30 protein-coding genes are annotated in these 26150 nt (G+C 58.0%); 2 read left to right on the plus strand and 28 right to left on the minus strand.

From position 1 onward, the window contains the following. Positions 1 to 13 precede the first annotated feature (13 nt). From GH769_RS06680 to GH769_RS06720, 9 genes are read right to left on the minus strand one after another with little or no spacing between them, the layout of a single operon-like run. Complete coding sequence (locus GH769_RS06680; protein WP_153649511.1) at positions 14 to 2767, minus strand: conjugative transfer ATPase; 2754 nt, start codon at positions 2765 to 2767, stop codon at positions 14 to 16. Continuing rightward, the gene (locus GH769_RS06685) at positions 2767 to 3183 is read right to left on the minus strand and encodes a TIGR03751 family conjugal transfer lipoprotein (protein ID WP_153649512.1); all 417 of its coding nucleotides are present in this window, start codon (positions 3181 to 3183) and stop codon (positions 2767 to 2769) included. The genes GH769_RS06680 and GH769_RS06685 overlap by 1 nt, the downstream gene beginning before the upstream one ends. Then, positions 3146 to 4663, minus strand: coding sequence for a TIGR03752 family integrating conjugative element protein (locus GH769_RS06690; protein WP_153649513.1), 1518 nt, complete (start codon positions 4661 to 4663; stop codon positions 3146 to 3148). Before GH769_RS06690 ends, GH769_RS06685 begins: the two co-directional genes overlap by 38 nt. Continuing rightward, entirely contained in the window at positions 4653 to 5465 is an 813-nt protein-coding gene (locus GH769_RS06695) for a TIGR03749 family integrating conjugative element protein (RefSeq protein WP_153649514.1), read from the minus strand. Before GH769_RS06695 ends, GH769_RS06690 begins: the two co-directional genes overlap by 11 nt. Then, entirely contained in the window at positions 5462 to 6103 is a 642-nt protein-coding gene (locus tag GH769_RS06700; RefSeq protein ID WP_153649515.1) for a PFL_4703 family integrating conjugative element protein, read from the minus strand. Before GH769_RS06700 ends, GH769_RS06695 begins: the two co-directional genes overlap by 4 nt. After that, the gene (locus GH769_RS06705) at positions 6100 to 6513 is read right to left on the minus strand and encodes a TIGR03750 family conjugal transfer protein (protein ID WP_153649516.1); all 414 of its coding nucleotides are present in this window, start codon (positions 6511 to 6513) and stop codon (positions 6100 to 6102) included. Before GH769_RS06705 ends, GH769_RS06700 begins: the two co-directional genes overlap by 4 nt. 7 nt (positions 6514 to 6520) lie before the next feature. After that, entirely contained in the window at positions 6521 to 6892 is a 372-nt protein-coding gene (locus GH769_RS06710; RefSeq protein WP_039011261.1) for a TIGR03745 family integrating conjugative element membrane protein, read from the minus strand. 17 nt (positions 6893 to 6909) lie between these two features. Next, entirely contained in the window at positions 6910 to 7149 is a 240-nt protein-coding gene (locus GH769_RS06715) for a TIGR03758 family integrating conjugative element protein (RefSeq protein WP_153649517.1), read from the minus strand. After that, a complete protein-coding gene (locus tag GH769_RS06720) occupies positions 7146 to 7475 on the minus strand; it encodes an RAQPRD family integrative conjugative element protein (protein WP_153649518.1) in 330 nt (109 codons plus the stop codon). Before GH769_RS06720 ends, GH769_RS06715 begins: the two co-directional genes overlap by 4 nt. 47 nt (positions 7476 to 7522) lie before the next feature. Here GH769_RS06720 and GH769_RS06725 point away from each other — a divergent pair, with 47 nt between their 5' ends. Beyond that, the gene (locus GH769_RS06725) at positions 7523 to 8677 is read left to right on the plus strand and encodes a hypothetical protein (protein ID WP_153649519.1); all 1155 of its coding nucleotides are present in this window, start codon (positions 7523 to 7525) and stop codon (positions 8675 to 8677) included. A gap of 25 nt (positions 8678 to 8702) precedes the next feature. Here the strand turns inward: GH769_RS06725 and GH769_RS06730 are convergent, their stop codons facing one another. The 12 genes from GH769_RS06730 to GH769_RS06785 all read right to left on the minus strand — a co-directional run bounded on the left by GH769_RS06730 (position 8703) and on the right by GH769_RS06785 (position 18242). Next, positions 8703 to 9434 (minus strand): TIGR03747 family integrating conjugative element membrane protein, encoded by a 732-nt coding sequence (locus tag GH769_RS06730; RefSeq protein WP_153649520.1) that lies wholly within the window; start codon positions 9432 to 9434, stop codon positions 8703 to 8705. Positions 9435 to 9522: 88 nt separating this feature from the next. Next, entirely contained in the window at positions 9523 to 11628 is a 2106-nt protein-coding gene (gene traD / locus GH769_RS06735) for a type IV conjugative transfer system coupling protein TraD (protein WP_153649521.1), read from the minus strand. Positions 11629 to 11637: 9 nt separating this feature from the next. Continuing rightward, positions 11638 to 12153, minus strand: a complete 516-nt coding sequence (locus tag GH769_RS06740; protein WP_153649522.1) for an integrating conjugative element protein — start codon at positions 12151 to 12153, stop codon at positions 11638 to 11640. Beyond that, a complete protein-coding gene (locus GH769_RS06745; RefSeq protein WP_153649523.1) occupies positions 12150 to 12698 on the minus strand; it encodes a lytic transglycosylase in 549 nt (182 codons plus the stop codon). The genes GH769_RS06740 and GH769_RS06745 overlap by 4 nt, the downstream gene beginning before the upstream one ends. Continuing rightward, complete coding sequence (locus tag GH769_RS06750) at positions 12680 to 13399, minus strand: TIGR03759 family integrating conjugative element protein (RefSeq protein ID WP_153649524.1); 720 nt, start codon at positions 13397 to 13399, stop codon at positions 12680 to 12682. The genes GH769_RS06745 and GH769_RS06750 overlap by 19 nt, the downstream gene beginning before the upstream one ends. A 9-nt stretch (positions 13400 to 13408) precedes the next feature. Further along, the gene (locus tag GH769_RS06755; RefSeq protein ID WP_153649525.1) at positions 13409 to 14080 is read right to left on the minus strand and encodes a chemotaxis protein; all 672 of its coding nucleotides are present in this window, start codon (positions 14078 to 14080) and stop codon (positions 13409 to 13411) included. Further along, a complete protein-coding gene (locus tag GH769_RS06760; RefSeq protein WP_153649526.1) occupies positions 14077 to 14619 on the minus strand; it encodes a PilL N-terminal domain-containing protein in 543 nt (180 codons plus the stop codon). The genes GH769_RS06755 and GH769_RS06760 overlap by 4 nt, the downstream gene beginning before the upstream one ends. 89 nt (positions 14620 to 14708) lie before the next feature. After that, entirely contained in the window at positions 14709 to 15473 is a 765-nt protein-coding gene (locus tag GH769_RS06765) for an ABC transporter substrate-binding protein (protein WP_153649527.1), read from the minus strand. 52 nt (positions 15474 to 15525) lie between these two features. Beyond that, positions 15526 to 16020 carry a JAB domain-containing protein gene (locus tag GH769_RS06770; RefSeq protein ID WP_153649528.1) on the minus strand — a complete coding sequence of 165 codons (495 nt, stop codon included), beginning with the start codon at positions 16018 to 16020 and terminating at the stop codon, positions 15526 to 15528. Positions 16021 to 16120: 100 nt separating this feature from the next. Continuing rightward, positions 16121 to 16378 carry a hypothetical protein gene (locus tag GH769_RS06775; RefSeq protein WP_153649529.1) on the minus strand — a complete coding sequence of 86 codons (258 nt, stop codon included), beginning with the start codon at positions 16376 to 16378 and terminating at the stop codon, positions 16121 to 16123. Between the two features lie 70 nt (positions 16379 to 16448). Then, a complete protein-coding gene (locus tag GH769_RS06780) occupies positions 16449 to 17030 on the minus strand; it encodes an STY4534 family ICE replication protein (RefSeq protein WP_153649530.1) in 582 nt (193 codons plus the stop codon). A gap of 870 nt (positions 17031 to 17900) precedes the next feature. Continuing rightward, the gene (locus GH769_RS06785) at positions 17901 to 18242 is read right to left on the minus strand and encodes a helix-turn-helix domain-containing protein (protein WP_153649531.1); all 342 of its coding nucleotides are present in this window, start codon (positions 18240 to 18242) and stop codon (positions 17901 to 17903) included. 209 nt (positions 18243 to 18451) lie between these two features. Between GH769_RS06785 and GH769_RS06790 the strand changes: the two genes are divergently transcribed. After that, positions 18452 to 18709, plus strand: a complete 258-nt coding sequence (locus GH769_RS06790) for a hypothetical protein (protein ID WP_153649532.1) — start codon at positions 18452 to 18454, stop codon at positions 18707 to 18709. 46 nt (positions 18710 to 18755) lie between these two features. Here the strand turns inward: GH769_RS06790 and GH769_RS06795 are convergent, their stop codons facing one another. The 7 genes from GH769_RS06795 to GH769_RS06825 all read right to left on the minus strand — a co-directional run bounded on the left by GH769_RS06795 (position 18756) and on the right by GH769_RS06825 (position 26140). After that, a complete protein-coding gene (locus tag GH769_RS06795) occupies positions 18756 to 20723 on the minus strand; it encodes a DNA topoisomerase III (RefSeq protein WP_153649533.1) in 1968 nt (655 codons plus the stop codon). 222 nt (positions 20724 to 20945) lie between these two features. Beyond that, a complete protein-coding gene (locus tag GH769_RS06800) occupies positions 20946 to 21416 on the minus strand; it encodes a single-stranded DNA-binding protein (protein ID WP_014338763.1) in 471 nt (156 codons plus the stop codon). Next, positions 21413 to 21931 carry a DUF3158 family protein gene (locus tag GH769_RS06805; RefSeq protein ID WP_153649534.1) on the minus strand — a complete coding sequence of 173 codons (519 nt, stop codon included), beginning with the start codon at positions 21929 to 21931 and terminating at the stop codon, positions 21413 to 21415. The genes GH769_RS06800 and GH769_RS06805 overlap by 4 nt, the downstream gene beginning before the upstream one ends. Continuing rightward, a complete protein-coding gene (locus GH769_RS06810) occupies positions 21928 to 22683 on the minus strand; it encodes a PFL_4669 family integrating conjugative element protein (protein ID WP_153649535.1) in 756 nt (251 codons plus the stop codon). The genes GH769_RS06805 and GH769_RS06810 overlap by 4 nt, the downstream gene beginning before the upstream one ends. A gap of 144 nt (positions 22684 to 22827) precedes the next feature. After that, positions 22828 to 24015 carry an STY4528 family pathogenicity island replication protein gene (locus GH769_RS06815; RefSeq protein WP_153649536.1) on the minus strand — a complete coding sequence of 396 codons (1188 nt, stop codon included), beginning with the start codon at positions 24013 to 24015 and terminating at the stop codon, positions 22828 to 22830. Then, positions 24012 to 24560: a DUF2857 domain-containing protein gene (locus tag GH769_RS06820; RefSeq protein WP_153649537.1), complete on the minus strand. Its 549-nt coding sequence runs from the start codon at positions 24558 to 24560 to the stop codon at positions 24012 to 24014. Before GH769_RS06820 ends, GH769_RS06815 begins: the two co-directional genes overlap by 4 nt. After that, complete coding sequence (locus tag GH769_RS06825) at positions 24557 to 26140, minus strand: ParB family protein (protein ID WP_153649538.1); 1584 nt, start codon at positions 26138 to 26140, stop codon at positions 24557 to 24559. The genes GH769_RS06820 and GH769_RS06825 overlap by 4 nt, the downstream gene beginning before the upstream one ends. Positions 26141 to 26150: the final 10 nt, after the last annotated feature.

A 26150-nucleotide genomic window follows, 5' to 3' on the forward strand; every position in this document is an offset into this window, starting at 1 on the left:
TGAATAGATTTACCTATGCAGGTTCTATTCCTCGCGCTCTATCGATCCGTTCAGCTACTCGATACGCCGCTTCCAACTCTGAACAGCCGTTCTCCTGCATCAGTGTCCAGCGCTCGGCTTTTTCCTCGGGCTCCGTCATGGCCAGGGCGAGATAAAGACTTGGCGGCACGGCCCGAAACAGCGTTTCGAGCTTCTTCGATAGCACCACCCCTTCGGTGTACTTACCCGGCTCCTTGCTGGCGGACAGCAGCAATGCTTTCTGTGCCGGCGTGAGTTTCTTGAACCGTGCGATCTCTTCGATTTCCGCGGGCGGCATGTTCAAACAAATCCACCACTCGATCATGTTGAGCATGGTCTGCGCGGCAGTGGGAAAGTCGGCAAGGTTTTGCGTCGCCAGCCAGAACCAAGCGCCGAGCTTGCGCCACATCTTCGTGCCCTTGACCACGAATGGCGCCAGCAGCGGGTTTTTGGTGATGATATGGCCTTCGTCGGTGACCATAATGATTGGCCTCCCCAGGTACTGGTCGCGTTCGGCGAGGTTGTTCACGGTGTTCATTAGGCTGATGTAGCTGATGGACATCTGCGCTTCGTAGCCTTCGCGAGCGTAAGTCGCGAGATCGACAATGGTCACATCGCTCTCGGGCCAAGGCGTGCCCTCGCGATCGAACAATTCGCCCTCAAAACCCTGGCAAAACAGGTCGATGGACTCGCCCATTTCCTGGGCACGCTCGCGACGCTTCTCTGGCAAATGCGGGTCAGCAGCGACGCGCAGCAAGGCGTCACGCACGTCGCGGGTCAGTACCTGGCGGGCCGTGGTGACGCAAGTCTGCGCCGCATCGAGAATGCACTCACGGATCAGGCTGCGATCGGCCCGGCTCAGGCGCGCCTCTTCCTTGGCCTCGCCTCCAGTGATCATCAGCCGGGCGGTGATCTCCAATTCGCCGAGCACATCACGTTGGTCTTCACGATTGGTTACCGCCTCATCGTTCCACTCATCAATCGACAGACTCGCCACCTGATCTGGCTGCTCGACCAGGCGCCAAGCGTCGGCGAACGGTGCGAGACTGACCGAGGCGCCAGGTTTCAATTGGACCTTGTTGACCGACAGCCCCTGTTTCGCGAAGTAGTCGCCCTGCAAGCCGAATGAGTTGCCGGCCTCGACGATAAACAGGCGAGGGCGGTACACGGCCATGACCTGCATCAGTAAGGTGACCAGAGTAGCCGACTTGCCGGCGCCGGTGGGGCCGAACAGCAGCAGATGACCATTCATTGCTCGGTCCAGGCGTGATAACGGATCAAAACTCAACGGCGAACCACCACGATTGAACAGGGTGATACCTGGGTGGCCGGTGCCGGTGCTGCGGCCCCACATCGGAATCAGATTCGCCAGGTGCTGGGCAAACATCAGGCGGGTGTACCAGTTGCGCGTATCGCGGGCCGGGTTGTAAGCCATCGGTAACCAACGCAGGTAGCTGTTGCAGGCGGCGACTTCATCGCCTTCGCGTACCGGTTGCAACCCCGCGCCCAACAGCGCGTTGGCCAGGCTGACCGATCGCTGGTGCAATTGCTGTTCATCGTAACCGCGCACGTAAAATGCCAGAGTGCCCCGGTACAACTTGTGCTGACGGCCGATGATCGCGCGAGCCTCGTCGACATCCTGGCGGGTCTGGGTCGAGGCCAGGTTTTCGCCGATGGCTTTGCGGGCCAGGCGGTTCAAATGATCCTCAAGCCCATCCTGAGGTTTGACCACCAGAGTCAGGCTCATCACCGTGCTTTCAGGCAACTGGTCGAACAGCGCATTCACCGCGTCGCCCTTGCGGGTTTCGCCAGTGAGTTGGCCAATCAAGGGCGCCCGCCGCAGCTTGTCCACCACCATCACCCGATGGGGCTGACCATCGAAGTACCAGAGTCCGCGCTGCACCTCCGAACGCGGTTCGTTGAAGAACAGTCGCTCGGCGAAGTCATGATCGAAGGGCAGTTCTAGCGACTCGCCATCGCCCGACTCCGGATAGGCCACTTGGCGGTAGAACTCCTCGGGCGCTTCGTCAGTGAGCCTGGGAGCTGGATTGAACCAGGGCAGTAACCAGTCATACAGACCGCGGCCATCGATTCGCGTCGATTGCACCCCGCACGCCTGCAACGAAGCCGCGATCCGTTCGCAAGCCTGATGCAGAGATTGCACTGGGGTGAGTCCTGTCTCCTCAGCGGCAGACTCAAGCCAGCGATAGGCCACCAGGCGCACCCGTCGGTTATTACCACGCCAGGGCAGGCGCGTCACCACCTTGTCCTCAAATAGCCCGCCGGGCTTGGAAATCGCCTTCAGATGACGGCGGCTGAGTTCCAAATACGCTTCGGTGAAGACCGTGCCTCGCGCGCTGTCCTGAATGTAATCGGTGAGCCGAGTCAAATAGGGTGTGAAGTCGTTGTCATCCTGGCAGAAAAACTGCGCCACCCAAGGCGCTTGATCCAGTTCATCGAAACTGTCCTGCAGGGCATCTTCTAGGGCATCACGGGCCGCCATCAGCCAATCGGGTTCGCGCCCTTCAGTGCCGATGGGCAGCAACTCGAACACCGCACCCACCGAGCGATTGTCATCGAGCAGAAAACACTGCTCGGCATCGAGGTATTCGACCCAAGGCAGGTGATCGGTGAAGCTGGGGTTGTGCGCGTACAGTGCGGCTTCATCGGCCAAGGTGGCACGTGGGCGCAATGGGTGGCGCCAGGCTTTCCACGCAGGAGTGCGGTCACCCGCATCGCCGGTACGCACTACAAGTCTTCCTGACGTTCATCGGGTAATGCGTACTGCACACGTTGGTAGAACGGAAAGACGGTTGAGTAACCCGGCACCGGAGCCTGCTCGGTACCACTCAAGTGCGGATACACGTAAAGCACCAGATCGGGATTGGGCAGACGAGGGAACAGGTTGCGGATCTCATTCGCCGCTGTGCGAGTGTATGGTTCCTGGAGAGCCGCGGAGACATCTGACTGAGCCAGCGGGCGGCGTAACTGCTGTCGAGCATCCAGCAGTTGCTGCTGAGTGCCTTGCGAACCGGCGCCGTTCCAGATGTCCAGCATGGTTTGCTCGCCATGGGGCAGCATCGTCTCCTTGTCGGTGGAGCACCCCGCCAGGACTAAGCAAAGCACGCTAATCCAGGTCAGGCAGAGAAGCATGGTCTTTTTCATGGCGAACGCTCCGGCCCTTGGGCTCGTAGTCGATGGTGATCTCATGGTCGAGGTGTAGCGCGACTTGGGCGGCCGGTGGCACGTACACGGCAGCAAAGGCCTCTCCATACAGTTCGTTGATCCACTCGCGGATGTCGCTGACCCCACCACTGAGAATTGAATTCAGCGCGCTGTTGCCTGTGCTGTTGGTAACCCCGAGCGTACTGCCGCCCGAACTGATCACACTGCTGTTGTTCTGCTCATCCCCGAGCAAGGCCGCGACACCTGCGCCAGCCGCCGTGATCAGACTTTGGCTGCCGAGGTATTGCTGGGCGTTCGAGCGGCGCTCACCGGCAATGCAAGGAATACCGTACGGATCGGACAGGTAACCGAGCCCGCCACGAATCTTGTCGGTGTTCGAACTCTGGGCGGTGGAGGCGTTGCGGCTGTCTACTGCCTTCGGCTGAGGCACCGTGCGGATAGTGCCGTCGGTAAACACAAAGGTAATTGACTCGACCTGTCCGCGTACGCACGACAGGGTCCAGTCGCCGGAGGCTGTACCGCTCATCACGGCCCCTGCGACGTCCGGCAGGTCGATGCCGTTGGCTGTCAGGTTCTCCGGACCGACCAGCACCTTAAAGGGGTAGGGATCATTCACGGTGCCGTCCACCGGGACCCGACCGATCAGCGCGGTCATGGCGACTGAGCCCATCAATGTCGCGTTTTCGGGAATGGTGTAGACCGGCTTCGCGCCTTCGGTACGATCAGCGGAGCGTGTCAGATCACGTTCATCCTTGGCGACCTCGCGTAACTGCTTCTGGCTGCGGTCGATGGCGTTGTCCTTCGAACCCTCCAGTGAGTTGAACGCAGTAGGCAGACTCAGGGCGGACGGGTTCTTGGCTTTGCCCTGGGCGTCCGTGGGAAGAGCATCCGAGGGCTCAATCCACTGCAGCGCATCGTTGGCAGAATGCTGTCCTTCGAACTGCGCCCCGTCGCCCGGCTCAAGCCCTAATCCGACCGGCATTTCCTTGCCTTTGCCGCTCAGCCCCGACAGCTGTTCCTGCAATTGCATCAGCAGACCACGGGCCTGGCGACTGTCTTGTTCCGCTTTGAGTCGGGCTTCGTTGGCTTGGCGGCGGCCATCGTCTACCTGCTGGGTCACGCTGCCAAGCGCGGTCTGGATGCGCGAATCGACGCTATTTTCCCGCTCGCGAAGGCGGTTGTTCTCCGCCTGCAGCGAATCGTTGTGTTTTTTCAGGCCGAGCATGTCGCTGCGCATGGCCTTCACCTGGCCGACCAAGGTGGCAACCGTGTCGCGTGGGGTATCACCCGCAATACCGAGCGACTTGGCCTGCTCGGCGGATAATTGGAGGTTGTCCTGAGCCTTCGGTCTTTCTGGCGAAGGCGTGGCACCACCCGCGACCCAGGTTTTCAGGATGATGAACACCACGCCTAGTAGCAGAGCCGGTACCAGCCATTTGAGCAAGGCGTTAGCTTTCATCGTCAGCACCTCGCTCAACGGGCGGAAGCAGCACGGCACGATCGAGGCCAGCACCGCGGGTGACGAGGTAGGCAATCGTGGTGTCTTCAGGGCTGCCGACAGGCCCAAGAAACGCATGCTGGAAGGACGCGGCGAACAACTTGGCCTGAAGCTGGCGCGGATCGAGTTGCACCGTCACTGCACCGCGGTTGCGCAACCTCACCGCCGTCACCCAGTACTCCCCGAGTCGCCAGGCGGCGATGGGTGTGCCGGACACGTTTTCGGTTGGCAGCAGGCTTGGCAGTTCGGTGCGCAGCTTGAGCGGGACGCGGCGTACACCGGGCGGGGACTCCACGGTGCGCAACGGCGCGTACAGGCTCTGTGCGGCGTAGCGCGTCAACGCGACCGGAACCGGTGTGCGTTCTGGAACAGGGGCGGTGCTAGATTCAGCCTCGGTAGCTTGAACCTGAGCATTCTTGAGTATACGCACGGGCTCCAACGGTTGATCGCCAGGCGTGGCCGCGATGTCCAGGAGGATGATCTCCCCCGTCGCGACCGATTGCAGTTGCAGTCGGGTCGGTGCAATGGCTTCCGACGCTCGCAGGTACAGCGTGCCACCGGTTGATTGCACGCGCAGCTTGCCCGTCAGGGTTGAGGGGAAACCGACGCGAACAGCCTCATCGACAAAGATCACCCGCTCCTGATTGGTCACCAGTGGGACCGCGAGCGGGAGGCGTTCCCAGTGCATCAGTTCGACGGCCTGCGCTGCCGCTCCCCATAGCATCAGTGCGACTGTGAGGCCCTGGGTAGACATCCGCTTCATGGCTCACTCCCAGGCAGGGAGAGATTTTGCGGAGTGCCCTGATAACAATCCAGTGCCAGCCCCCACTTATTGCGTTCGGGGTCCAGATCAAAACGCACCACACGCAATGGATAACGCACCACCACCCGTTTCACCGGTTCGGCGGCGTAATACTCATCAGCGTTGAGGTCGAGTTTGACCAGCCAGCTGTCGCGGTCGAGTTGCGTGACCCTGAGTTCCGGATCTTCGCTATAGCCTCGGCCCAAAATTTCGTAGACGCCACGCACCCGCTGGCGCAGTTCGCCGGCGGCCTTGCGATACTCGTAATCGCCGTCGAAGAAGGCCTTGCAGCCGGGCGTCAGGTAGGACTGCAGGCTGTAGATAGCGCGGCGGTAATCCTGCTCGCCATCCGTAGGCCAACGGTTCAGTTGACCGAAGATGTATAGGGCGAAGGCATAGACATTCTCTGAGGGGATATCCCACCACTTGCGAGTGCTGCCTGAGCGCAGATCTGGGGGGACATGCACGGTCAGATCGGCCGGAGCCGAGCGCCAGCCATACCAGAGTCCGGCACAGACCAAGGCGAGGATCATTACCGCCAGGCGCAGGCTGAGGATATGAGCCTGTTGTGCATCCACCTTGTTCCGAAAACGGCTCATGGCTGCCACCGGGACAGAGCAGGGCGCAGTCGACGCGAACGGCGAACCGTCCAGGCGCCGGAGTGAAGGATTAAACTCCCGCGACCCAGGCGCCAACGACTGGCCAGTATCCATTCGAGCTTGCGGTACAACCAGGTCTCTGGCCGGGCCCGTTTGGCTCGACGCAGTAGCGTACCACCGACAAATAACACCACCGCCATGCCCCCGATCATGCTGGTGGGCGCCACGGCAATGGAAGCAGTGGCGATCGCCAGGGGACCGCCCAGCATCAGGCCAATGACGGCGCCAGTACCGAGTGCTACCCACATCTCATCATTGGTCAAGCCGCGCAATACGGCCGGATCACTATTGAGTCGCTCAGGCAGAAAGACCAAGGTGCCGTCGGCAAGGCGTTCGATAGTGTCGTGCATGTTGACCTCACAAAATCGCGGCAGCCTTGGTCAGGAACCAGATGATGATCACCACCAGCAGGGCACCGATGCCGACCACGGCCCCCAAATCCTTCCAGGTCTTACGCTGGTTTTGCACGTCGGCGTACACGGTCAACGAATGCCAGGCCACCCCCAAGAAAGCGAGCAGGGCGATCAGCAGACCGAGCAGGATGCCGCCGTCGTAGGCGTAGTTTTTGATCGTTTCGATCAACCCGGAACCTTCACCACGTGAAGGAGCTTCCATGGTGGGGAGTTCGGCAAAAGCCAAACTTGGACCGAGCACCAGCAGCAGACCGATCAAGCGTTGGCTCGTACGATCACGCAGGTTGTTTTTCAGAGGGGCAAGGCACTTGAGCATAATGGCGATCTCCGGTGTTAGGACAGGGTGAAGAACATCAGGACGAGTAGGGCGAGCAAGACGCGTGCGGCACTGCCGCCGAAGGCGCCAAAGCGCACGCTGCCGGCAGCCCAACCCCGGTAAGCCGTCCACATCACCCAGGCACACCACAGCAAAGCCAGGACGAGAACCAAGGACAGCCAGAGCGTCGAACTGCTCTGCGCCGAAAAGCCGGAGGCGTTTTGGAACGCAGCGATCTGAGCGTCAGTCATGCTCATGGCGACAGATCCCTAGGCGGGGTGTCGAGGCGGTAGTCACCGATCAGCTCACCAGGATCACGAGGTTGAGCGCGGGAAGGGGACAGATAGTCCTTCACACCTTGGCGTATGTGTTGGATGTCCTGTGTTAGCCGGGAATAGTCAAAGCGATAACGTACATTTGATTCTGGTGCTTCGAAACGTGGCGCGCTTCGTATCAACGTGTCGAGGGTATCGAGCTGTCGGATGAGTAAAAAGAGCTGCTGCTCCTGCCCGCTCGCCGCAAAACTGGTGCTGTGAAATGCGATAACAGCGAGCGTGAGAAAACGAATAGGAAAAACGGACATTGTGGTGGTCCCTACGTTGATCTGGAATTAAGATCTCCGAAGGGAAAGTGAACGTCAGCAGATTATTCGAGCTGGGTGCGATCGATTTTATTAAGTTGTTGTTAAGGATGGTAGTAGTGGAAGGGGTAAAGGAAAAAGTTATAGTTGAAGTCGCGGAGCGTCTACATGGCCGCGCTGACGCAGAAATTCTTCAGTTTTTTATATCAACTGAGACGTTCGCAAGAAAATACGCTGTCAGTTACGAGCTAGAAGGACCAATGTATTTGGTCCTCGATAACAGCATTATTCAGTCCTTTAAACATAGAGTCTCTAAGCCGAATCGCGATTTGCAAGCATTAGCATATACCGCGTTTACCAGATTCGTAACAGGCTGGAGCGATCGAGAGACCCACTTGGCTGTGACACCGGCAGCCCTTTATGAACATATGGGGCGTCGTGGTAATATTACCTCTGCTGAAGCACTAAATGCACTCGAAGAGCTTCAGTTGTTCTTTGCTGATACAGGCCTGCGCATGGCATGGATCGGGTTTAAGTCCGTTGAAGATCTGGTGGAAGTTCTTGCGGCGGTACATGCTGATGATATATTCCTTACGCAATATTTTAAGAAAATAGAAGATATGAGTTGGAGGAGAGACTTAAAGGCGCCTTTTGGTGTGAAAATTCCTCTTGGTATTGCGTATCGTGAAATACCTGATGACTTGCCTTTAAAATATTTTGATGCTTGGTATGTAAAGTTTGTGCTCACTAGTCGAGTGGAGCGCGCAATAATCCAGCAGTCACAGCATAACCCCGATGCACTGCCGATCGGGAGTGGCCCAATGGCGGAGGTTTTAGCTGATCTCAATAATTTCAATAGGAAAGGTGCTTTATTAGGCCTGGGAGATATTGATATGTTGCAAGTATGTGACGGTTCCCGACAGTATCAGCAGAAAGCCGGTTATGTTTTGGTAGGGCAAACCCTGGACGATACGCTCGCTGACGTCCTGAGCCATCGACATTCATATGTCGAGAGCATGGGAGTGGAATTCGGGACCCCTGATACGGAGACCCAAATCAAAGATATGGTTAATTTTATGTTTTCAAAACCGTTTTCTGAGCATGAAAAACGTGCGGATATGATTTGGCCTAAATTGAAGGATTTCATAGGCGCAATCGCCACAGCCTGCAAAAATGCGAGTACGCACTCCAGTCATAGCCAATGATTTGAGGAAGTATTGACGGCCAAACTCAAAGATATTTCTTGAATGTCGTCGCGGTGACTGCCGTTGTTATCCCAAGCATCGCGGCGCTCGGTATAAATATAAAGAGAGGGTTGAGCGAAAAGGGCAGCGATAGATAAACGATCCAAGGTGCAACCAGCAACGGCGCCATCGCACGCTTAGCCCTATGATAGACAAAGCTGCTTTCTCGCCCAGCTCCAAATTTGCGTAGGTCGCGGCGCATCAAGCCATCGACAAAACCCGTGAACATCGCTACCCCGAAGAGCGGCATAGCCAGGACTAGAATGGTCAGGCGCACCACGAATGTAAAGGCCACATACACTGCAGCCAGCACGAAATCCTCATTGCTCACGTATAGCTGATTGGTCCAACTCCAGAAGCCGTTGCCCTGACTCGACACTCGCGCCTGCTGGGCGAAATCCGCAAAGCCAGTCTTGACCAATAACCATTGATTGAGGAAAGCCAGCCACTGGACAATCGTTTGTCCAGGTTGTTGGAGGATGAGAGAAAACTTGAAGTGCTCACTCAGCCAGCCCAGTTCGGTCGCCAACATGGCTTGGCTGTGCCGCCAACCCTGATCGCCCCAAAACAGCAGCAAACCGGCGAACTCGATGAGGACCGAAAACAGCAACGAGGCGAACAGCAAACCGATAATGCGAAAAAACAAGCCAATCACCGAGACGATCAATCCCCGGCGCTGGATCGGTTGTGGCGGCGTGTTCTGTACGGAAGTCGCCATCGTTTACTCCATTGCACACCGTTGAGTTGATGCCGCCACGGCGCCTGCCGAATACGTGCTTTTGAATGGAAACCTGTGGCGGGCCGGGCTACCCCACCTGATCCAGATCGAAGTTTGTAGTTGGGCCTCCACCGCTTGCGCTCCACCATTGCCCCGCTTGCTCGTTGTAGGTGGCCCGCATCCGCTGGGTGAGCTCGAGCAGGTCCTTTGGCATGGCATCGTCATTGGATGGCTTTGGCAGCGGCATGCGGACTTTCCAGAGCTGCCCACCGGCCTGGAAGGAGAACATTTGCCCCTTCGGTAAACTGACGATATGAGCGGGCTCGATCAGCGGTACGCTGGTGCTGCTGACACGGTCCTGTGAGGACGACGTGAAGTCCGTGTTGGCCTCGGGATCGGAGGTGTCGGTGGCACCCGACACCAGGGTCTTGCTGAGCACGTTAACCTTGGGCAACTGCTGGGTTAGTAATTCAGCCGTAGCAGTTTCGCGCACCCGGAGGATTTGCAGGGTATTGAAGTTGCCAATCACCTGGCCAGCTTTGGCGCGGTTGCCGATGCGTGCTTCGATATCACTGAGTGTCTGGGTGTAAGCCGTCACCTGGATGCCGGCGCCACCGCCCTTGTTGATTAGCGGAATGAACTCATCGCCCATCAACTCGTTGAACTCATCGGCATGCAGGTTGATCGCCAGCTTTTCACTGCTGCTGCTCGATGCAGGCAGGCCGTGGTCAATGCCATGTTTGTAGATGTGGCCTGCGACTGAGACCAAGTCGGCGAACATGGAGTTGCCCACGGCGGCGGCCACCTCGGCGTCGGTCAGTGCATCCAGGCCGACGTAAACGATGCCGCGTTTTCGGATGATCTGCATCCAGTCGAAGATCGGCCGCCGGTCATCTAATTCGGTGTAGTTGGGAGCCAGTAGCTGGGCGGTCTTGCCGGTGGTGAGTTTCTCCAGCAGCGGTAGTAGCGAGGCAACGATTTTGTCGAAGTAAGTACGGTCGTAGCGCACCGCAGAGCGCAATCCGTCCAGCACCGGATCAAATACTCGTTTCGCTGCGAGGTATTGTTCGATGGCCACCACGCGCTTTTCGCGCCCGACCATATGTCGGGGAATGTTCTTCTCGGTCAGCCTGCCTTCAAGCTGGACAATCACTTCCCACGCTTTTGGGTCGGTCTTGGCGAAAAAATGCTGGGCATATTCGATGAACAATGCGTCGATGTTGACCACATGCCGTTGGATTTGCAGATAGTCCGGACGTCGGCCCAACTCGATCAGGGCGCGGGCGATGATGTTGACGAAACGCCAGGCGAATTCGCGAAACGCCGCCGAGTTACCTTCGCCACTGAGCTGTCCAGCGATGCGCGACGCCACTTCCGAGATGCGCCCGAAACGACCCACGGCGTTGTAGCGGGCGGAGATCTCCGGCCAGCCTAGATGGAAAACATAGAACTCCTTTTCTCGACCTGCACGTTTGGCTTCGACGTACATGCGTTTGAGCAAATCGGCATCGCCCTTCGGATCGAAGACGATCACCACCTCGTGTTCAACTCGATGGATGTCTTGGGTGATGTACACCTCTGCGAGCCGCGTCTTGCCAACACGGGTCGTGCCCAGCACGAGGATATGTCCGACTCGTTCGCCCAGCGGCAGACTGACTTCCGTTTCGTCGGGCTCGACCCCATGCAACAGCGGCGAGCCACCGATCGGGGGCAAAGGACGTAACGGATTAAAGGCGCTGTCCCAGGCCGTGACACGGGCCAGTGTCGAGAGCGGAAACGGTGCATGTTCCAGGCGACGTTCGAGTCCACGTGCCAGGCGGTAATGGGTCGGTTGGTCGACGTAGTGAGCGACGGCCGGATCCTGGGCCTCGACCAAGCGCTGGGTGTGCAAGCGGATCCAGCGAAAGCCGCGGCCCATGAACAGACGTTTGCGGCTCACCGGAATCTGCCGGCTGGTCAGCTCGTAGCGGGGCAGTCGGCGGATATTGCGCCGATAGCGCAACACCTCCCAGGCTTGTCGCAGGCGGATCAGGCCGAACAGGGCATAAGCCAGCGCGGCAACCAATCCTATGTCGGGTGACAGCGCCACGGCCCAGGGCGAGTAAACGCACAGCACCGCAGCGGCGATGCAGATCGCTACGGTGTACAGCTCCACTGCGGGTCGGAGCTTGGACTCCATCACATGTTCGGCCATGACGTGAACTCACTGTTCCAGTGAGGTGGCAGTGATCAATACGGGGTAATGCTCAATCTGCAGGCGGGTGGCAATGTCGTTGCCGTTGACGGGCAGGATGGTGATGCCCGGAGCGGCTGCTCGAATCCGGGCCAGGGCTTCAGTATCGGCCACTTCGACGGCGAGACCCGCCGCGCCCATATCCTGCAATTCAGCTGCGCGTTGACGCAACCAAGCCAGTGATTGGGGGTCCTCACCGACCAGGAAAAATGGCTGCAAGTCCGGCATGTTCAGGGCGCGAGTTGTGATCTGTCCTGGGCTCAAGTGAGAGCTGCGCACGGGAAGTATCCAGTTCTCATTGGCAAATGCAGATAGGTCTGTATGTCTGGCCCGAGCAGGCTGGGTCTTGTTGTTTATTGGCGGCCTGACAGCTTCAAACTGGGGGCCTGTTAAGCCGCCAGGCTGATGTTCTGCAAATGACATTGCCGGCTGGGCGAGCGCAGCCAAGAGTACGGCGAAGTAATACGCACTGGGAATTCCCTTCATGGTGGTGTGCCCTCTTTAGAGGAAACCTGCAATCGTTCGAGTTGTCGGGAAAAGCCGGCGCGGTAACGCGCGGCCGGCGTTCCTCCTGCCGGGCGGTGATATCGGCCAGCAGCTGACACCCAATCACCGGTGACGGCGTGATGCTCTTGCAGCAGCGCGGCGGTTACGGCCAGATTGCGGTAGGGTTCGAGGGCTTCGCAGGGACTGGAAAAATGCTGTCCGTGATAACCCAGGTTGATTTGCCCAAGCCCGGCATCGACCCGCTTGGCGTCATACCGAGCAAGCGCCTGAAGCAAGGCGTGACAGGCGGCCTGGCGAGTTGCGAAGCGGAAGGGTGTTCCGGCGATGTTCAGGGTCCAAGGCCAGGGCAGCAGTCGACCACGGGCGCGGATACCACTCTCCTGCAGCGCAATCGCGAACAGCACCGTTGAAGGGATGCCGGCGTCATGCGCCGCTAGTTGGTAGGCAGGCGGCGGAAGTTCGTCAGCCTGGACGGCGAGCATTGTCAGCAGGAGCGCAATAGCACTCAGTTGAGGCGTTGCCATTGTCCACTCACCTGTTGGAACGTAGCGGGCAACGGCCCCGGGGCACCCAGGCTGAACCAGCGACCGCGATCATGGTTCAGGGTGATCTGCCGACGTTGAACCTTGGTCGGATCAATGCCTGCTTGCGTCGCCCAGCGACGGACGTGTTCATCCTCGCCTCGGCTGCCCACCAGATAGATATCAAACGCCGTGTCGCTGCTTTGTAGACGCTGCCCTTCGGCGGTGCACGCTGGGCAGTGGTCCTCCACAAATAGAGCCAGGCGCGGCGCGGCCGCTGAGGTGCTATTGGGCGAAGATGCCATGCCCTGGATCGGCAGCAACCCAGGAAGCATCTTGGCCCAGGCCGCGTCGTAAGCGTTTTGGTAGGCCAACTCGCGCTCGGCGCGTTTGGCTTCCAGTGCTACCTGCAATTCGGCATAACGCTGGCGCTCTTGGTCGGTGTCTGCCTCTACCCCAAGCGCGGTCAATGGGTCGAGGTTCGGGCTCCAGAAACCGCGCGGGCCGGCTTGAATTTTTTCGAAGCGTGTCCACTCCTGCTCCGTGAGACCCCAGCTTGCAGCTTGTTCAGAGTGCGAGCGCCCCAAGGGAATAGACTGTGTGTCCCGGTTCTGTGACGGTGCCGTGACAGGGTTGCTCATCGCAGCGCCCGTGCTAAGCAGTGAAACGAGACAAACGACGGCGGGCAGTAGCGCTCTGTTCATGATCGCGTCTCAAGGGAGTTGCACGGTCTGGTCTGGCTGAGCGGCCACAGCGAAGATGGCCGCGTTCGGCTCCAGCACTTTCAGCCGCCATGTGCCGAGTTGCTCGCCGTTGTGCAGCAACCGGATATCCTTGAGCGAGCGACTTTCAGGGGGAGCAACCGCCAGAAAGCGCTCGCCACCGCGAGACTCGACACCCAGCACTGTGAATGGCGGGGAGAGCGGGGCAGGCTTGGGGCGAGCGGCTTTTTTCGGCTTGGCCGAGGAGGGCGTCGGTGGTGGGAGTGATGGCTGGATCTTGAACTCCAGGAGTTGCTGCTCGACGTGCTCAAGTCTTGCGCGTAGCGCGACCATGTCGGCTTCGGTGGCACGATCTGCCAGACCGTCGCGTAGCTCCTGTATCTCTTGCGCCCATTGATCCAACATCGGATCGAGGGTATTGGCCTGATGCTCGCCGGTATCGGCCATCTGCTTGAGATCTTTCAGTGCGTACTGCAGCTTCTCCTGTGCATCCTTGATAGCGCTCGAATCACGTTGCAGGGCGTCCAGCGTCTGGAGGCGCTGGACGTTCGCGTTTTGTAGCTCGGTCACGCGTTGATACTGGTTATACAACCCCCCACTCAGCCCCGAGACCGCCAGGCAAAGTGAGCCAACAATAAGGGTTTGAAAAGTCGAGGCTTTCAAGGGCGTACCTCCGACTGATGGGACGAGGTTGGTGTGACCCGTACCATGCCTGCATCATTGTTCTGCTGTTCAAAGCAGACCGAACGACTGACTTCAACGGTTGTGAGTTGCCAGGCGGGGCCCGCCAGCACTTGTAGCGCGCTGCGCAACGAGATCGGGCCGAGCCGGTAATGGGCGGCGGGCAGAGGCCGGGCAAACAGAATATTTACTGGTTCTGCGGCGGGGCAGAGCGAATAACCCGAGCGCTGCAGCACGTAGTGCATCGCTTCCTGTACCGAAGGATTCAGGTTGGAGGGAATGCTCACGTCAATGATTTGAGCGAGAAGATCACGTTGCTCTGTCGTGGGCGCGGTGTCGACCAGCGTATAGCGGCCATAGCGAAGTTCTGCCCGAGGACTTTCATCAACTGTGTCCTTCGAGCGCTGTACCCGATTGGAGCCAATGTCGACCTCCGGATGGATCGGCAATGTATTAGGGATTTGCGCCGTGCAGGCGTTCAATAAACCCAGCAGGCAGACAGGCGTGAAAAAACGCTCCATGGAAAAAACCTCATGTCAGATTCAGTGCAGAACCTGACATGAGGTGAAGGAGCGATTCAGTGAGTAAGTTGATTCAAGGCGGGTCGTATTTAAGTTGAACGCGTTGCTATTTCGTCATAAATGGCGAGTCCATCCAAGACGGCAGCGTCGGGGTCGAAAATCAACAACCTCACATCCGCCAATGCCGCCAGATACAGTACGTTGACCAAAGCCTCCGGCGTACCGGCGTCGAGCTGTTCTTGCCTCAACGACGAGTAAGGATTGCCCTCGATCTTAACCAAATTATCGTCAGTCCAGGGCGTGCCGATCAGCTTACATCCGAAGCCATTGCAGTCTCTCAGGGCGAAGGGTTCAAACAGCAGACCGGTTGGTCCAGTGTTGAAACTGCCAGCTCGGTGTTCCAAGTAGCGCAATGCATCTTCAGTGAGGTGTGCGGTACTGATTTCCCAGGCTCGACTGTAGTGTCCCGTTTCGAAGTTCAAGCGATGGACCATGGCTTGGGCTTCTTCCAGAGAGTACAAGTCACCGACGTGATGTCGCTCGTTGAGCATCTCGCCAATCACGGAATAGACCACTTGGCGTACCAGCCCGGTGGACGGACAGCGTTCATCCAACTCATCCGGAATGAATTGGCCTTCGCTGATCAAGGCGAAATCATCGTTGAAAAGGCAGGGGAACAGTTCCAGCGCATCGTCGGGTAGATGAGCTTGTGAGCCGTGTATTGATCGAAAGCAGGGAAGGCAGTCGTTCGCGTAGGTGATCAGCAGCAGCCGTTCGATAGATAGATTGTCATAGCCGCGAACAAATGGGTTTGAGGCCCCCAGCATCGCTGGGGCTTGGGTAGTGGTGTTCATGACTATCCTCCAAGATGAAAATGAACAAGGCGCCCGAAGGCGCCTGTAAGGGTTAAAGCCAACCGTATTCGGCAAGAGAAAGTGGGCGACCTTCACCCACGATGAAGTGATCCAGTACGTGAACCTCGATCAACGCCAAGGCCTCCTTCAACCGTGCGGTCAAGACGCGATCTGCCTGGCTGGGTTCCGTACATCCCGAGGGATGGTTATGAACAAAAATGGCGGCTGCTGCGTTATGTGCTAGGGAGCGCTTGACGACTTGGCGCGGGTGGACACTGGCGCCATCGATGCTTCCGTGAAAAAGGATTTCGAATGCCAGAGCGCGATGGCGGGCATCGAGAAAAATCACACCGAAAACCTCATGTTCTTGGGGGGCAACATGCAGTTTTAGATATGAAGCCACGGCGTCAGGTGACGTCAGGCTGGGGCCGCGGGTGAACAGCCGACGATCCAAAATGTGCAGCGCTTCGTCGATCAGCTGGTTTTCCTGGGCGATACGATCTGCCTCGACATCCGAGGCTTCAATCAGGATGAGCTGGGTGTTCATGAGGTACCTCCGAAGGGAACAATCCGGGGGTACACACCCGAGGGTAGTGGTTTCCCCGAGGTGGATATAGAGTCACGGGCATTGCCCTATGACGCGCTGTTTACAGCCGAGTGAATCGGTGGCGTTGTCCGTGCAGGTGTGAATCACAACCATCGCAGGGCAATGGGGAGAAGGTTCTTATTCCGCGGCAAGTTTCGGGATCGAAGTCGGCACTGATGGGCATTAGCCGAACCAGCCCAAGATGGAGGTCGACAATGCGTTTCGCGATCTCATCTGTCGTGTAGTAGAGCGATAACGTGCTGTAGTCCTCGTAAGCCGCAGCGAACAGGCAATCGTCGCAAAGCCAGAAGGATTCCATATCGGTTCTCCTGTGCTGACTGAAGAAAAGGCGCTCGATTGAGCGCCTTGATGTAAACGTCATGAATCGTTCAGGCGGACTGAACAGTGCGTGTGGCAACACGGCGTGCCGTGCGGGGAGTGGGTGGAGATTCAGGCTCAATCCTGGATTCTGTTGGGGTGTCGGTATCCTCAGCTTCGGCATCAGTCGACGTTGGGGATGGCTCACTGTTTGGCGCTTGCTCAGCAGGTGCTGTTGCCTCCTGCCTGGCAGGCGCTTTGTATTCGGACATGCCGTTGACCTTGATCCAGTCGATGTACAGCAGACGACCTTTCAGGCTGGCGCCCGGCTGGCCTTGTTTATCGCCTTTCTCAAAGAGAAATGGGTCAATCCACAGGTCGCCGATACGGAACGACAGCAAGACCTTTTTTTCGGCTTTGACGGCGTCCATATAGAGACGAATCAAGCGTTCAGCTTCGCCTCCAGCGACTTTGCAGTCGAAGCGGGTGTACTCGACTGCATCGGTGGCACCGTGCAGGGCTGCGATATCGCAGGCCATGAACGGCTGGCCGCGGCGGACTTGTACTTCACGAACACGGTTGAGGTAGCCGATACCGACGGTGTGCAGATTGAAGTAAGTGGTCGCTTCTTGGGATTGGTTGGTGTGGGCCATGGTGGTTCTCCTGTTTCAAGGGAAAACGGCGACGCACAGCCCCCTGAGGGGGAAGTGAGCCCCGTCAGGGTGGGTAAGGTGAAGGCGAGCGATGAACGACTCGTCACCGGCAAGCCGATGACGAACAGAACGGTGCGCCTGGGGAATAGCGATGCAGCAGAAGAGGATCCGCAGTAGTGGTCTGCGGATCTGGGGTAGTGGGCATTCATCACCGCTGACGCGGTGATCGTGCGAGCCTCCGAATGCTGATCGCACTTGGGTAAACCACCACGAGCGTGGCGTAGCCTTGAAGGTTCAAGCTACCTGGGCTGGGCTGTCAACGACAGCGAACCACGCCCTTTATATAAGCCTGTCAAAGGGGAGCGTCAAGGCGCTGCAACCCGATTTTTTATGGCCGGAATTCAGTGGCAGTCACTGGACGAAACAAGTGAAGAGTGGGCCTGGCGGGGTGCCAGGCGAGGAAGAGAAAAAAACCACCTTTAGCGAACTTACGCAGTCGACAAGCTCCTCGCAAAACTTGTTTTAACTACGCCGTGATTCGCCAACCGACCCTTGTCGTGGCTTGGGTCGGAACATGCTGGCACGCATCCGCGCACAAAGGGTGCCCAGTGTTTCCCCGGCGGGCTCCGGGATTGAATGCGATCGCCGTAGCGGATGACCGCTGATGCCTGGCAGAGGCAACAGTGGTCATCCGCCACATTGATCCGGTCGAGCACAAAGCGGGAATGAAATTCCGCAGAAGAGAAGGCTCCGAACTCAGGGAGTCCGACCGAGCTACCCGGAGCGAATCGGTCTTGGGTCGCCGCAGCGATGATCCTGAGGCACTACAGCAGAGCGGATGTGACGACGTCAAGCCAGTGTGCTGAGAGGTTATTTGCTACTGAGATGAGCGGCCAGCTGTTCGACGGTCGTCAGGATAAAGGCACGGTCGCGTTCTTGAAGGCCGCTCAGCAGGCCCGCGATCATCTGGCCCTGGTCGTTGGGGCGAGTGCTCGACTCCGTCAGCAGTTCATCCATCCGGCAGTCGAAGATGTCCGCCAATTGCATCAGCTTGACCACGGAAAGCTCCACCACACCCCGCTCAAGGCGCGAAATGGCTTCGCTACCGATCCCCAAGCGCTCAGACACCTCTTCCTGGGTCAGATTACGCTGGGTGCGGTGCTTCGCGATCATGCGTCCGATTTGGGCTTGGGTTGGATGTTTATGTGCCAAGTGATGAGTTCTCCAATTCAACCCGAATGGTTGAGCAAAGACCCATTGACATGAACATCCTTAACGGTTGAGTATCGACTTAAAGGGTTGTTATATTGACTGAAATAGCTGTTTGTCGCGACGTGACATGTGTTCCTTCAGGAATCAGAGACCGTAGTGACCAGTGAGACTGAGCGGTCTGATAGGACCAAACGGAGGAAAGGCTGAGCATGGATGAGCAGCGCGAGAACGACATGGACTTGATCTGGGATCGAACACTGGAGCTGTTCATCAAGATCCATGATTGCCCTGGTAACCCCGCACACTTCGACAGCCTTGTTCATTGGCTCAACGAAGATCTTGCTCACCTGAAAGCGTTCAACGAGCTGGGGCAGATATGGATAGCGACAGGCATCGCCTTGGCCCGTGAAATCGGACGACCGCTAAGCGACTTGGAGAAGGATCAACTGCCGTTGATGATGCACTGACCCGTACAGCAGCCTCCCGAAGATTCATGTGATCACCAACGGTGCGTCATGGCCGACGCGGCCCTTTGCTGATCGGCACAGTGCCTTTGCAGTCCGGGTAATGGGAACATGACCAGAACGGTCCTGATTTTCCCTTCCGCCTAAGCATTGAGGCGTTGCAAATCGGGCAGGCAGGCCCGGCTTCGGCCGCAACCGCCAAGGTAAGCGCACCGCAATTTGCGATCAGCTGCTTAATCCATTGCGCCTGCTTGGCAACGAATGCATCCAAGGTCAGACGTCCCGCTTCGATTTCATCCAGAGCTTGCTCCCAGATTGCTGTCATACCCGGATCCGCGACTGCAGCGGGTACCGCTTCGATCAGCGTATGGGCCGCTGCGGAGGCCATTAAGGCACGTTTTTTCTTCAGCAAGTAACCGCGATCAATCAAGCTCTTGATGATGCCGGCTCGCGTGGCTTCCGTGCCGATACCGGTGGTATCCCGAAGTTTCTGTTTAAGGCGCGGGTCGTTGACCAGCTTGGCGACGTTTTTCATCGCCTTGATCAGATCGCCCTCGGTGAGCGGTTTGGGCGCAGTGGTGCGCATGGACTTGAGCCCGACGTCGTCCACTGCGCACTGTGTACCCTGTTGTAGGACGGGCAATACTTGGGACTTTTGACTGGGTTCATCGTCTTCGGCATTGTCGGAGAGTAAGCCTTTCCAGCCTTGAACCAGGATCTGTTTGCCAACAGCGGTTAACCGTTTTTCGCCGCACTTCAGTTCGACCTCGGTTCGATCAAATTCGTGATGCGGCAGTAATTGCACAAGGTAGTGGCTACGAATCAGTTTGTAGACTTGGCGCTCTTGTTCTGACATCCGCCCAAGGTTCGCCGGCTCGGTGGTGGGGATGATGGCGTGGTGCGCGGTTATCTTGGCATCGTTCCATGCTCGTGAGCGCAATGGTCGATCGATGCTTCCGAGCGCTGGGCGTAACGCGGGATCCATTCTGAGCAGGGCATCGAATACTGCGGCGACCTCGTTGAACATGTTCTCTGGCAAATAGCGGCAATCGCTGCGCGGATAGCTGGTGGCCTTGTGGGTTTCATACAAGGCTTGAGCGATGTTCAGCGTTTCCTGAGCGCCGAGTCCCAACTTGCGTGAACAGACTTCTTGCAGTGTGCTCAGGTCGAAAGGCAGGGGTGGCGCTTCGCGCAAATGCTCAGTCTGCAGCGAGACTACGGTGGCGGTCTTGCTGCTAGAAATGGCTTGGACGGTCTGACTGGCAAGCGCCTGCTGCAGGCAGCGACCGGCTTCGTCACGTCCTGAGCTGGGCGGTATCCACGACGCAATGAAGGGTTGTCCCATTGAAGTCAGGTGCACATCCACAACCCAGTACGGCACAGAGACGAAGCTGGCAATCGCGCGGTCTCGTTCAACCACCAAGCGCAAAGTGGGTGTTTGGACGCGTCCAACCGACAGCACGCCGTCATAGCCCGCCCGCCGTCCTAGGAGGGTAAACAGACGACTGAGGTTCATACCAATGAGCCAATCGGCGCGGCTGCGGGCGAGGGCGGAGTGGTAGAGCAAAAGGGTTTCTTGGTCAGACTTCAGTGAGGACAGTGCTTTGCGAATCGACGCCTCGTTGAGTGCGGATAACCAGAGGCGCTCAACAGAACCACGATAGTTGCAGAGCTCTAGTAACTCGCGGGCAATCATTTCACCTTCGCGATCGGCGTCGGTCGCGATGACGACGGTGGAGGCTTCACTGAGCAACTGCTTGATGACGTTGAACTGAGTTGCAGTCTTGGGTTTGACTTCAACCCTCCATTGCGTAGGGAGGATCGGTAGGTGATCCAGCGACCAGCTTTTGAATTGCTTGCCATAGGTTTCAGGCGGTGCTGCCTCCACTAAATGCCCGATGCACCAGGTGACGGTTGTCTCGGTGCCGATCAGGCAGCCATCGCCACGCCGTGTGGCCCCGAGGACCTTGGCAATGTCACGACCTTGGGAAGGTTTCTCGCAGAGAAAGAGACGCATAGACCTGCTCCGTATTGAGTTCGGAGCAGCGTTGTTGGAAACAGCAATGGCAAGCTATGAGAAACCTGAATGGCAGGTTCCTCATATTAGTCGGTGAGGGCAGTCTTGATTGGGGATGAGGCTACTACCTTGTAGTCACGTGGACGACAGTGTTTCACGAGCAGCGAGTAATGACAGTCCAGGAACTTCGCGCAAAGGCGCAATATTTATGCCTCAAGTCAGTCATGCCGATGGTGGCTGCCCTCTGCGCTTTTTGGACTTCGACGCAGGCGAGCTGGCCTGGTCTGTAGCCTGCCCGACGGGAGCCGCAGACGAGGCTGATTCACTTGAGCGCTCCCGCATGACCACGTTCTGCACGCGATGAGGCAGGATGCCGACACGACGGGCCTCGATCTTGAAGGTGACCCGCGCGTTATCTTCACTGTCCTCCCACTCATCGCGCACGGTGCGGCCCTCTACCAACACGCGCATGCCTTTCTGGTACAGCGTGCTCCAGTGTTCAGCCTCGCGGTGCCAGAGCTCGACCGGCGCCCAATAGCCGCCTCGATCTTCGTAGCTGCCATCGCGTGGCACGGGGTTGTCGAAGTACACATTCAGGCGCAGCAAACGCCGTGGCTCGTCATTGCCTGACGGGAATTCCTGGAACTCTGGCGCACTGCCGATATTGCCTTCGCCGACGAAAAAAGTACTCATCGTGGTATCTCCGCTGCTGGTATGGACTGGCGCAGCAGCCGTTCGGCGCTGGCCATTTTGGTTGCGCAGGTTAAAGCCTGACGGTATAGCGAATGCACCACGCTCATCTGCAAGTTCAGTGCAATGCGCTCGCATTCGAAACGGTGCAATCCCTCGTGTACGGCTTGGGGCAAGGCCTCGTTGGAGACCTGGCGTTCCCAGACCGCAACGCCCATACGGGCGAAGTCTCGGGTGCGCCATCGCAAAAAGGTGCTGCGCGCACTGGTGTTCTGCAGCACCAATCGAATATCCAGCAGCGAGTAAGGCGGTTGTCCGGCCTGCTGCGCCACAGACTCCATCAGACGACGTAACTGCGCCTCGGTTTCCCTCGCCACCTGCGCCAGGTAGTCCAGCTCCCCCTTACCCTTAAAAGGTTTTAAAAGGCCTTTTAGGGAGGCAGCGTGTTCGAGCTGTCGATAGGCATCCGGTGTGAGTGTTTCGAGGGGTATTGGTTGAGCCGGTATCATGGGACTCATGCTTCGTCCTCCGGCTCATCGACTGTCGCAGATGGCTCTATCGCGTTCTCCGCCAACGCTTCAGCGCCATCCACTGCCACAGCACCCCGACGTATGATGGGTGGCGCGAACTGGGAGCGGCGATGCCCCTCAAGAATGTCCGTGGGGGGCAATCCAAACTTCTCTATGGCTGCCAGACCGCGAGCATTGTTTGTGGCTATGTCATCGCGTGTGACACCTGCAAGTCGATAGCGCTGCGCCTGGCCAAACAGGCTGCGCAGCAGATGGGCGCCGTCGTCGATCCAGGCTTCCATGTCTCGGCGACCGATCAAGGCGGTGTGATGGGCCAACAGGGTATGACGCACCAGCGTGTCGTAGTCAGTCAGCAGGTAGACGGCGAGAAACCCCAGTTGGCTGCCGATGTACAAGGGCAAGGTGACGGGGTGGATGTTGAGGTTATCGCTCATGTCGATCTGCGTCGGCAGCTCCTGTCTGATCCGGTCCAACTGCTGGGTCAGTTCCAGCATCCCATCCTTGGCCTGCATCAATTTTTCTTCGAGCTGCACGATCGCCCAATCGGCATAGGGGTCGTCCTGCGCTGCGGCCTGTTTGATCAGGTTGGTGACGCTGATGTAGCCGGCCATACCCATGATCGAGTGCACGCCTTCACGTGCGGTCCGACCTTGCCAGATCCGGGCGGCGTGGTGGGTGTGCAGTGTCAGGGTAATGCTGCTGCGCAATGAGCCCAGGTTGAGCTGATAGTGATCGGCCACGGTGTCGTCCTCGCATAGGCTTGGACGGGAACGTTGCGACAGACGAAGGTCAGGGACAGCCGAAAAGCTGAATGCTGTCTGTTCGATTTGGTTCGAGACGGTTGATTTTCGAGACGCTCGACAGTGATGCCAGTGGCATCAAATCTACTGACGTCCAGGGCGTTTGCTACGCAGCTGGCGTAGTTCATCCAGGCACGCTTGGGCGAGGGCAGAGGCGGGTTCGCCCTTTTTCCTAAGTTGGCGCGGGGGAGCGGGTGGCGGCTCTGTCATGGGTAACGATTCAGCCTGACCTGCCCAAGGGTGGAAATCGCCTTTCAGCGCCCGCTGGATCAGGCCCATCAGATACGCCGCGGGTTTACGGATACCGCCGGCCGCACATCGCGCCCCCGCTTCGTTGAGCACCGCCTGTCGATCCGCTGGTTTAAGCTTGTTCAGCGTTACGGTGACGGCTTGCCGCTCGCTCGGACTCAGGTGCAGCGGATCAGGCCAGTGCAGGTTATCTACCGCCGGGGTCGCGCGCGGTACCGTACAAATACTTTCTTTTAATACAGTACAGGCGGCATTCGGATTCCGAACGGTGCCGGAAACATGGGCGTTCAGACCCGGTTCGGAATCCGAACCGCGTCCCGCACGATTCCGAACGAGGTGGTCGCCACCCAGTTCGGAATCGTGCAGCGCTTCATCGGGCGCCTTATCCAATCCTTGTTTTGTCCAGTGGTCGCCCCAACTGTCGAGCCGGGTGGGGAGTCGATCCAAATCGATATCGGTGTCCTGACGAATTTCTTCCAAAACATGCCGAGCGACAATTCGCACCGCCTTGGTCGCGTGAGAGAGGGCATGTCCGACCAGCTCCAGATAATCCTGATCCAGCTCCATGGCTTCGGCGGGAGTTAACGGCTCATCGTGCAGGACATACAGAGAACCTTGAAGGCGCCCGCTGAGCTGATCGCGGCCACGACTTACCAAACTGAGCCAGCGAGTCAGCCTGAGCATCGTCAAGACGCGAGCGATGGTTTCACGGGAGGCTGACGCGCCGTAGGGCACACTTGACAGATAAGGCTGCAGATCTTCATAGCGCGGTGTGACCACGCCCTGACCTTGCAGCATGAGTCTAAATACTTGCCAGGCATTTCGTTCCAATGGCGTTAGCCGACTATCCAGCAGCAAGCGACGCGGCACGACTTCGTGAGATTGGCCACTGAACAAAAAGCCCGCCTGCATGGCCTGGTTGGAAGGATGTTCAGTGGTAGGGCGTGCGGGCCAGCGTTCACTCAGCTGCTGGGTGCATTGCTGCAGGACACGTTGCCAGCGACCGGACGGGGCAGTGTTCATGTTCCGTTGCTGTAATGGTCGATCTGCTGCCAAACGATGGTCAAGCTGATCTGTTGCTCTTCTGCCAACATCATCATGGCGTCGAGCTGATCCTCAGCACCGTCCTCAGCGCGTAGTTGGCACCAACGCTGCCAGAGCGCATGTTCCTGTGCTTCGCTCAAGCTCTGGGGGCGGCCCTTACGGGTTTCTATCTTGAGCAGACGTCGGCGCAGGGCGGTTTCCGAATGCGCCAAACCGAAGTACTGGTACATGATGGTACTGCTGGCACCGAGCTTGAGCGCTCGGTTGATCAGGCGCTCGTTCTGTTCGTCACGTTCGGCCTGGTCGATCAACCGATGCAATACCGGCGAATCAATCTTGATCTCAACCCAGGGGACGGTGGCATGGGCCAGGCGTGACAGTGTGGTCGGCGGTAATGATTGCAACAGGTAGATGTCCTCTTCACTCAGTCCGAGTGCTTTGCAGCGTTGCAGATTACCCAGGCGTACCTCGTGAAGGACCTGGGTCAGCATGGCCTGGTTGAGCACATTGAAGGACAGGTTCATGGCAGTTCCCTTGGTGAATCGTCTTCATGGGTAAGTGTTAAGTCGATCAGGCGCCGGGCTAAGCGAATGAGGCGATACAGTTTGATTAGCAGACCGTCGGGCAGTCGCTCCAGCCCTACGTCCACGGCGGGACGATCTGCCAGCGGGAGTTGATAAACCCCCAATAGCAGCTGCCCGAACAGAGCTGAGGGCAATTGCTTGCGATCCTCCCAGTTCACTTCGTCTTGGGCACGCAGCAGGGCCAAGAGCAATAGGTGAACGCCGGCCGCACGAGGCGCTGCAAGATTAAGTTGCTCGATGTTCAGGGCAAAGCCCAGCCCATTTTTTTGGTCGATGATGCTCTCGGTATGTCCGGCATAGGCCGCCATTTCCCGAGCCAGGCCGGCAATGGCTAAGCGAAGTTGTTCGGGGGTATCCAGTGTTGGTGCGATAATCCAGATGTCGTCGATTGGACAGGTTGCGACGGTCTTTGCTGGTTCGGATGCAATGGCGTGATCAATCTGTTCGCGGATCTGCTGGACACGTGACGGAGGGCTCACTGCTGATACGACATTCGTTACGGGCAGCGTGAGCTGTTCCTCTCGCTCTGTTTGGGCCTGCGTCCAGGTTTCAGCTGATTTGGGATGCGGCTCGGAGGGGGGAGGCTGGGCCACGGGCTCATCGACGCTCGGCAGAAGGTTGTTCTGCGGGGGCGTGATGACTACGCCGGGCGTCTGGATAACCCGTTGGGTATCGCCCAGCTCCAGGGCCAACATCCGGTAGGACTGTCCGAGTAAGCGACTCATGCGTTCGAGCAGTTCATCCTGGATTTGCTCAAGGTCGAAGGACTCTGGGTCGGCATCAAATTGCCCTAAGGTGTCGAGCCAAAGCTCGGGAAAAGCGATGGCGTCGGTTGGATAACGATTCCAGGTTCGCTCCGCCTGGCTACGCAGACCGATCAGGCGTTCTATTTTGGGTTTGCCCAACCCGGCGTACAGGGTTTGTGGAATAGCGGGTAGTAGGTGTTCGAGGGTGTCGAGCATCCGGCTGATGTGCGACTGCGAAATCGGATAGCCTCCAGCGGCAAGACGTCGTGCCAGCTCACGTTGCGAGAGTGGTGCTCCATCTGATTCGAGCATGGCCTTGAGTTTGGTCACTGCCAGAGCACGCTCGATGAAGGTGAGTTGGCCGTGCAGATCGCTTTCAGCCAGATGGCCGAGTAGGGCGCTGATTTCATCGGTCCAGGGTCGGAACAGGCAATGGATGCGAAAGAAGCGTTCGTCGCGGGTTTCCTGCCACAGCTCGCCGAGAATCGCCAAGCGTGTATTGCCGCCGTTGCGGATGATGAAGTGGGTTTCACCCGGGCGGCGGGTAATCGGCGGCGGTTGGTCCAGCCCGCGCTCACGGATAGAGGCTTTGATATCGTCAAAAAGCGGGTTACGGATGAACCGCGGGTTGTGTTCGTAGGGCCGTAACTGCTCCAGAGTGACCAGTATAGGCGTATCAGTGAGTGGATCGGACAGCCGCTCCATTTCTGGACCGCGAGGGAAGTGGTCTTGGTGCAGTTTTTCGGTGATTTCCTCCTGAGTGAGCTTCTTCATTGGAGCAACC

The organism is Pseudomonas sp. CFSAN084952 (assembly GCF_009648855.1).
GTDB lineage: Bacteria > Pseudomonadota > Gammaproteobacteria > Pseudomonadales > Pseudomonadaceae > Aquipseudomonas > Aquipseudomonas paracarnis.

What these genes read in the sequence shown, in the direction of transcription:
- GH769_RS06685 (WP_153649512.1), bottom strand. Translation starts at nt 3,183, where the DNA reads ATGAAAAAGACCATGCTTCTCTGCCTGACCTGGATTAGCGTGCTTTGC.
- GH769_RS06690 (WP_153649513.1), bottom strand. Translation starts at nt 4,663, where the DNA reads ATGAAAGCTAACGCCTTGCTCAAATGGCTGGTACCGGCTCTGCTACTA.
- GH769_RS06695 (WP_153649514.1), bottom strand. Translation starts at nt 5,465, where the DNA reads ATGAAGCGGATGTCTACCCAGGGCCTCACAGTCGCACTGATGCTATGG.
- GH769_RS06700 (WP_153649515.1), bottom strand. Translation starts at nt 6,103, where the DNA reads ATGAGCCGTTTTCGGAACAAGGTGGATGCACAACAGGCTCATATCCTC.
- GH769_RS06705 (WP_153649516.1), bottom strand. Translation starts at nt 6,513, where the DNA reads ATGCACGACACTATCGAACGCCTTGCCGACGGCACCTTGGTCTTTCTG.
- GH769_RS06710 (WP_039011261.1), bottom strand. Translation starts at nt 6,892, where the DNA reads ATGCTCAAGTGCCTTGCCCCTCTGAAAAACAACCTGCGTGATCGTACG.
- GH769_RS06715 (WP_153649517.1), bottom strand. Translation starts at nt 7,149, where the DNA reads ATGAGCATGACTGACGCTCAGATCGCTGCGTTCCAAAACGCCTCCGGC.
- GH769_RS06720 (WP_153649518.1), bottom strand. Translation starts at nt 7,475, where the DNA reads ATGTCCGTTTTTCCTATTCGTTTTCTCACGCTCGCTGTTATCGCATTT.
- GH769_RS06730 (WP_153649520.1), bottom strand. Translation starts at nt 9,434, where the DNA reads ATGGCGACTTCCGTACAGAACACGCCGCCACAACCGATCCAGCGCCGG.
- traD (WP_153649521.1), bottom strand. Translation starts at nt 11,628, where the DNA reads ATGGCCGAACATGTGATGGAGTCCAAGCTCCGACCCGCAGTGGAGCTG.
- GH769_RS06740 (WP_153649522.1), bottom strand. Translation starts at nt 12,153, where the DNA reads ATGAAGGGAATTCCCAGTGCGTATTACTTCGCCGTACTCTTGGCTGCG.
- GH769_RS06745 (WP_153649523.1), bottom strand. Translation starts at nt 12,698, where the DNA reads ATGGCAACGCCTCAACTGAGTGCTATTGCGCTCCTGCTGACAATGCTC.
- GH769_RS06750 (WP_153649524.1), bottom strand. Translation starts at nt 13,399, where the DNA reads ATGAACAGAGCGCTACTGCCCGCCGTCGTTTGTCTCGTTTCACTGCTT.
- GH769_RS06760 (WP_153649526.1), bottom strand. Translation starts at nt 14,619, where the DNA reads ATGGAGCGTTTTTTCACGCCTGTCTGCCTGCTGGGTTTATTGAACGCC.
- GH769_RS06765 (WP_153649527.1), bottom strand. Translation starts at nt 15,473, where the DNA reads ATGAACACCACTACCCAAGCCCCAGCGATGCTGGGGGCCTCAAACCCA.
- GH769_RS06770 (WP_153649528.1), bottom strand. Translation starts at nt 16,020, where the DNA reads ATGAACACCCAGCTCATCCTGATTGAAGCCTCGGATGTCGAGGCAGAT.
- GH769_RS06775 (WP_153649529.1), bottom strand. Translation starts at nt 16,378, where the DNA reads ATGGAATCCTTCTGGCTTTGCGACGATTGCCTGTTCGCTGCGGCTTAC.
- GH769_RS06780 (WP_153649530.1), bottom strand. Translation starts at nt 17,030, where the DNA reads ATGGCCCACACCAACCAATCCCAAGAAGCGACCACTTACTTCAATCTG.
- GH769_RS06790 (WP_153649532.1), top strand. Translation starts at nt 18,452, where the DNA reads ATGGATGAGCAGCGCGAGAACGACATGGACTTGATCTGGGATCGAACA.
- GH769_RS06795 (WP_153649533.1), bottom strand. Translation starts at nt 20,723, where the DNA reads ATGCGTCTCTTTCTCTGCGAGAAACCTTCCCAAGGTCGTGACATTGCC.
- GH769_RS06800 (WP_014338763.1), bottom strand. Translation starts at nt 21,416, where the DNA reads ATGAGTACTTTTTTCGTCGGCGAAGGCAATATCGGCAGTGCGCCAGAG.
- GH769_RS06805 (WP_153649534.1), bottom strand. Translation starts at nt 21,931, where the DNA reads ATGAGTCCCATGATACCGGCTCAACCAATACCCCTCGAAACACTCACA.
- GH769_RS06815 (WP_153649536.1), bottom strand. Translation starts at nt 24,015, where the DNA reads ATGAACACTGCCCCGTCCGGTCGCTGGCAACGTGTCCTGCAGCAATGC.
- GH769_RS06820 (WP_153649537.1), bottom strand. Translation starts at nt 24,560, where the DNA reads ATGAACCTGTCCTTCAATGTGCTCAACCAGGCCATGCTGACCCAGGTC.
- GH769_RS06825 (WP_153649538.1), bottom strand. Translation starts at nt 26,140, where the DNA reads ATGAAGAAGCTCACTCAGGAGGAAATCACCGAAAAACTGCACCAAGAC.